Annotated in this window: 1 pseudogene; it reads right to left on the reverse strand. The window is 65.5% G+C overall.

Annotated features, from left to right (window positions below):
* Positions 1-2,177: pseudogene (locus CR470_RS40995) on the reverse strand (non-ribosomal peptide synthetase); the annotation flags it as partial.

Consider the following 2,177-nt stretch of genomic DNA (forward strand, 5'->3'; position numbering starts at 1 on the left):
CGGGGAGTGCTTTGCGGTCGAGTTTGCCGTTCGGTGTCAGCGGCAGCGCCTCCAGCACCACCACCGCCGAGGGCACCATGTACTCCGGCAACGACCGGCCCACGAACGCCCGCAACTCAGCCACGTCCGGCACCGCACCCGCCACCGGAACCACATACGCGACCAGCCGCTTGTCCCCCGGCCGATCCTCCCGAGCCAGCACCGACACCTGCGCCACCGACGCATGCCCCGACAACACCGACTCGATCTCACCCAGCTCGATCCGGAAACCCCGGACCTTCACCTGATGATCAACCCGACCCACAAAGTCCAGCTGCCCATCCGCACCCCACCGCACCACATCACCCGTGCGATACATACGAGACCCGGCAACACCGAACGGATCAGCCACAAACCGATCAGCAGTCATACCCGGACGACCCAGATAACCACGAGCCAAACCCTCACCCGCGATATACAACTCACCCGCAACACCCACAGGAACCGGACGCAGACCACCATCCAGCACATACACCCGGGTATTACGAATCGGCGAACCCACCGAAGGAGCACCAACCCGCTCCCCCAACACCCCCGCAGTCGACCAGATCGTCGTCTCCGTAGGCCCGTAAAGATTCACCACCCCAGAACCAAGACCCCGCATAGCGTCACCCAACACACCCGGCAACGCCTCACCACCCACCAGCATCCGCAACCCACGCACACCATCCGGCACATGAGCCACCAACGCCTGCCACAACGACGGCGTCGCCTGCATCACCGTCACACCCGAACCCACCACCAAACCAGCCAACGCCCCCGGATCAACCACCACATCCTTCGACGCCAACACCACACCCGCACCGGAAACCAACGGCAAATACAACTCCAGCCCCGCAATATCAAACGCGACCGTCGTCACCGCCAACAACCGATCCGAACCACCCAACGGGAACAACACACCCATCCCCGCCAGGAAATTCTCCAGACCACCCCGAGGCACCACCACACCCTTCGGACGACCCGTCGAACCCGACGTATAAATCACATACGCCGCATCAGCCGCAACCAATCCCGCAACACCAACCGGATCACCATCACCCTGACCGGCCAGAGCCTCCACCACACCCGGCGAGTCGAGCACAAGACGCTCAACCCCCGCCCCGGCAGCCGGCTCCACCAACAACCCGTCAAAAGTGATCAACAACGCCGGACGCGCATCATCAAGCACATAACCAATACGCTCCTGCGGGTGATCCGGATCGATCGGCACATACGCCGCACCCGACTTCAACACCGCGAGCAACGCCACCACCAGCTCCACCGACCGAGGCAGAGCCACACCCACAAGATCACCGCGACCGACACCCCGACCGGTCAACAGCCGAGCAAGACGGTTGACACGCGCATTGAGCTCCGCATACGAAACCTCAACACCACCGAAGACCACCGCCACCCGATCGGGAACCAGCGCCACCTGCGCCTCGAACTGCTCCACAACCGAACCCGGCACCTCACCGGCACGCGTGTCGTTCCACCCCTCCAACACCCGCTCACGCTCACCGGACGCCAGCACATCCAACTCACCCACCCGACGCCTCGGCTGTGCCACCGCCTGATCCAGCAAGCGCACGAAGCGCTGGGCGATGCCCTCGACCGTCTCCGCGTCGAAGAGGTCGAGGCTGAACTCCAGGTCGGCCAGCAGACCGGCCGGTGAGCCGTGCTGGTCGCGCTCCTCGGCGAAGCTGAAGGAGAGGTCGAAGCGCGCGGTGTCCAGGCCGATCGGCTGCGCGCCTGCCCGCAGGCCCGCCAGTTCCCAGTCGGACGCGGAGACGGCCTGCAGTCCGAGGGACACCTGGAAGAGCGGGTGCCTGGCCAGTGACCGTGACGGGTTGACCACCTCGACGAGGCGCTCGAACGGCACGTCCTGGTGGGCGTAGGCGGCGAGGTCGCTGTCGCGGACCCTGCGCAGCAGGTCCTCGAAGGTCGGGTCGCCCNACCTCGACGAGGCGCTCGAACGGCACGTCCTGGTGGGCGTAGGCGGCGAGGTCGCTGTCGCGGACCCTGCGCAGCAGGTCCTCGAAGGTCGGGTCGCCCGAGGTGTCGGTGCGCAGGACCAGCGTGTTGACGAAGAACCCGATCAGATCGTCGAGCGCCTCGTCGGTACGGCCCGCGATGGCCGTGCCGATCGGGATGTC

It is taken from the genome of Streptomyces sp. rh34 (assembly GCF_002551245.1).
In the GTDB taxonomy this organism is placed as follows: Bacteria; Actinomycetota; Actinomycetes; order Streptomycetales; family Streptomycetaceae; genus Streptomyces.